Source organism: Acinetobacter sp. GN11 (assembly GCF_054823985.1).
In genome coordinates this window covers 1-2535 of the sequence record NZ_JRVL01000223.1, presented here as the reverse complement: position 1 = coordinate 2535, position 2535 = coordinate 1, and the positions used below count along the sequence as shown (strand labels likewise).

Below are 2535 nucleotides of genomic sequence, written 5' to 3'. Positions count from 1 at the left end.
AATAAAATTTTTAAGTTTAAATTACATCGTTATATCCCTTATGAAGAGTTTTCAAAATTACATTGCGATTTAAAGCAACAGATTAACCAGCCCTACCCAATTACGACTGAGACCATTCCTGCCAGTGTAAATACCTGTTTTCCTAAACGGACTGCGAGTAAGGAAGTCATCGTTTTTATTTATGATGCCTATTCAACCAAATGGAAATTTGAAGATGTAACAAGTAGAGCATTTCGCAATAATGGTAAACCTTTTGTTTTATTAGACTGGAACCGACTTAATTATAATATTCAGGCTGGTAGCGTACATGAAATGGGGCATGTGTTTGGACTAAAACATGTTTGTGCACCGAATGCCACAAAGCGCACACCAACCAACATCATGGCGAGCGCTGAATGTAAGCGTGGCAGCGGTGGACTTAGAAATTTAGGTTTTACACCCGTCCAACTTCAAACAATTTTAGAAAATTACCAACGTTACCCATAAAGATCTTAAAAACTCATTTCGACGTAAAAACCTAAATCATCTTGTGCTGCATAATAATTTTCAGGGGTCAGTAATGAAGTCATATAACTGCTGGCCTCTGAAAAGTCGTCCTCATTAACTGGATACGGCTGCCAAAATGTTTTCAAATTATTGGTATAGATTGGATATAAACGCAGTCGATCTTTTGACAAATCTAACCGTGCTATACATCCATATGGCAAAGCATTTTGCTCTGTATATTCACCATTGCTATTAAAAACTGCATTGCCAATACCAAATACCACAGGCTTCTGACTAATAACTTTAATTGGTTGGATGGTATGAGCACCATGACCGATAACAAGGTCGGCACCTGCTTTAGTCAAAATATCAGCAAGCCTGGTCTGTTCCTTGGTAATCGGCTTAAAATCGATGCCCCAATGACAAATAACAATAATTTTATGCTCAGGGTGAGTCTGTTTATAACGAGCAAGTTGTTCAAGCAAAACTCCATTTAAACACGCGACTCCACTCTTATGACCTAAAGCATAAAAATCATAATCTAGATAGGCTGTATCTCTGTGCCAATAGCCGTTAAAAATAGCGTAATGCTTGTTATTAAAAGTGATTTCAAAAAGGTTATGGGCATCTTTTTGATTTGTCCCTGCCCCAATATAAGAAATATTACCCTGATCAAATTGTTGTAATGTATAGACTAATCCGCGATCTCCGTAGTCTTTTAGATGATTATTTGCCAATACCACATGGTTAAGGTGAATATTTTTGAATTCTGCTAATGTTTGTTCAGCATTAGCTTTAAGAATAAATGGCTTTTTATGTACTAAAGGAGATTGGTTTTCTAAAGAAAAGACTGCTTCAAAATTAGCGATATTTAGGTCATGTTGCCCTAAAAAAGCTTTTATTTTTTCAAATGAATAACTATATCCATATTGTTGTAGAGCATCTATCTGCCCCTTAGACTTGCGTTTTTCGGTGTAGATTTCCCCAAAGTAGGTATCACCTAAAATGTTAATAATGCCGCTTAGGGTGGAGCAAACTTTAGGTTTTACCTTCTGTGCTTGAAAACAATGATAATAAGGAATTAAGTGCTCAGCACGATGAATATCATCTAAGAATAAAAAGAAACCGCTGGTCTGGTTTTCCTCAAAGAACGTTAGATAAATTTTTCTAAATGAATTGGTAAGATATAAGACCTCTACTACATTCTGTCCCATTAATAGAGTCTGTGGTAGATAAGACTTTCCTTTAAAATTCAGCTCTTTTATAAAGAAAAGTTTTCTGATTTCAGCTGGCTGGCTATAAATATTTTTAACTAATAAAAACAAATGTTTTAACTGGTTTTGTGTACTTCCTTTTTTCAAATTTAAATTATAGGTAGCCGCTCTTTTTGACAAAATTAAATAGGCTTGCTCATGTGTACCGCAGAGCATATTGCTTAAAGCATCTTTTACATCTGCTGCTTGAGTAAAAATTAGCAACTGCAATAGTTCAATGAAGGTGTAATGTTCCGAGGGCTTTAAGCCTAGATTTTGCTGACCTAGTTGCTCAAATAGGTGTTCAGGCACAACATAATCATCTTGAGCTTGTACATTTTTTTGCTGAAATTGCTCTAATGCATAGTCGATGAGTAAGAGCGTTGAAATATCATCGTCAATTTCGAATTGCCATAAAGCTTCATCAAAACTTGTAGTGTCGATATGTGCTAATAGCTTGATCTCAACGGGTTGATACTTCATGGCTCGTCACCTTTGTAATCTTTAACGTAAGCGATGTAACCCGATAAGTTATGTTCTTGGTCATCAATCCGTACTCGAAAACGATCATGACGAATATAAAACGCATGTAAAATTTTATCTGGCCGAGCCATATACATCGCCATTTCCGGATAAAAAAATCCTGTAGTTTGAAAATCAGCTCTAAACTCAATTAGCTTTCGAAGCTCAGGCATATACGCCTGCTCAAAAAGTGCTGTACGCCCCTGCTCTTTTAAACGGTTCACCATTTTATAAGCAGCTATTAGCATTTCTAATAAAGTTGCATATGTTGTTT

Annotated in this window: 2 protein-coding genes and 1 pseudogene; 1 reads left to right on the top strand and 2 read right to left on the bottom strand. The window is 35.9% G+C overall.

Annotated features, from left to right (window positions below):
- Nucleotides 1-486: zinc metalloprotease (locus NL42_RS16690; protein ID WP_461313595.1), on the top strand; the 486-nt coding region annotated here is incomplete at its 5' end.
- Nucleotides 487-491: 5 nt separating this feature from the next.
- Here the strand turns inward: NL42_RS16690 and NL42_RS16685 are convergent.
- Nucleotides 492-2222 (bottom strand): CapA family protein, encoded by a 1731-nt coding sequence (locus NL42_RS16685; protein WP_461313594.1) that lies wholly within the window; start codon nt 2220-2222, stop codon nt 492-494.
- Nucleotides 2219-2535 (bottom strand): annotated as a pseudogene (locus NL42_RS16680) (poly alpha-glucosyltransferase); the annotation flags it as partial. The gene NL42_RS16685 and the pseudogene NL42_RS16680, both read right to left, overlap by 4 nt.

Coding starts and splice junctions, on each gene's coding strand:
- NL42_RS16685 (WP_461313594.1), bottom strand. CDS start 2,222: ATGAAGTATCAACCCGTTGAGATCAAGCTATTAGCACATATCGACACT.